Raw genomic sequence first — 1,138 nt, 5'->3', positions numbered from 1 at the left:
GGGTGGCTGCGCAGGTAAGGGTAGGAGCCGTTGTCGTTGAGCCGCGAGGCCTGCTGCAGTTTTTCAAACATCGCGGACACGCCGTGGCTGTCAAACCCGGCGCCCTGCATCACGCCAAAACCGATGCGGTCGGCTTCGCGCTCCATGTCGCGCGAAAAGTTGAGCTGCCCCTGCGCCGCCACCGCCTGGCCGCCCACAATGGCGGCGGTGGCGGCATCCGGACTTTTGCTGGCGGCCATGGCCCCCAGAATCATGGCGGCAATCAGCCACGGCGCCTGCCGGTTTTGCTGCGTCATCAAGCGCGAAATATGCCGCTGCGTGACATGGCTGAGTTCGTGCGCCAGCACGGCCGCCAGTTCGTCGGAGGTACTGACCGCGCCAATCAGGCCCAGGTGCACGCCAAAATACCCGCCGGGCAAGGCAAACGCATTGATGCTCCGGTCCCGGATCAGAAAAATGTCCCAGGCAAAGCGCTCATCGAGCTCGTCCTGCAACTCGCCGCGCGTGCGCGCCGCCGTCATCAAGGGCTGCCAGATGCTTTGCAGGTAGTCGCCCAGCACCGGGTCATCGACATAGTCCGGATCGCGGTAAACGCTGGCGGCAATGCGGTCGCCCATGCGGCGCTCCGCGGCGGCGGGCAGTTCGGAACTGTCGCCCATTGAAGGCAGGGCGCCGCCTGCACCTCGGGGACCACCGGCTGCGGATTGGGCCAGGCTGGCCTGGGCCGGGGCGATCAGTACCAGAACCGCCAGCGCCAATTGGCGCAACGCACGGCGCGGTGCTGACGGGGCGGCTTGGGAACGAATCAAGGGAAACAAAAGCAATTACCTTCACAGTGCGGGCAGATTCACGGGCGTGCTCTTATGATGGCGCATCAATGTAAAAGGTTCTGTAACAGCATGTCGTCTTCTTCTTCAGCACTCACCCATTTTGATGGCCAGGGCCAGGCCCACATGGTCGATGTGGCGGCCAAGCCGGCCACGCACCGCATCGCCGTTGCGCAGGGCCGCATCGTCATGAATCCGGCCACGCTGGCCCTCATTTTGGCGGGCAGCGCCAAAAAAGGCGACGTGCTGGGCATTGCGCGCGTGGCCGGCATCATGGCCGCCAATAAAACCAGCGACCTGATTCCGCTGTG

2 protein-coding genes are annotated in these 1,138 nt (G+C 64.2%); one reads left to right on the top strand and one right to left on the bottom strand.

Annotated elements, in window-relative coordinates:
• Positions 1–659, bottom strand: a 659-nt coding sequence (locus tag Q8K05_RS09665) for a M48 family metalloprotease (RefSeq protein ID WP_305246419.1), incomplete at its 3' end; no start/stop codon positions are given.
• A gap of 240 nt (positions 660–899) precedes the next feature.
• Here Q8K05_RS09665 and Q8K05_RS09660 point away from each other — a divergent pair.
• A partial coding sequence (locus tag Q8K05_RS09660) for a cyclic pyranopterin monophosphate synthase MoaC (protein ID WP_305246418.1) occupies positions 900–1,138 on the top strand: 239 nt, incomplete at its 3' end.

Origin of the sequence: Polaromonas sp. (genome assembly GCF_030682935.1) — a bacterium.
Lineage (GTDB): Bacteria > Pseudomonadota > Gammaproteobacteria > Burkholderiales > Burkholderiaceae_C > Polaromonas.
The sequence above is the reverse complement of the archived record's forward strand: the minus strand, read 5'-3'. Positions and strand labels throughout refer to the sequence as shown.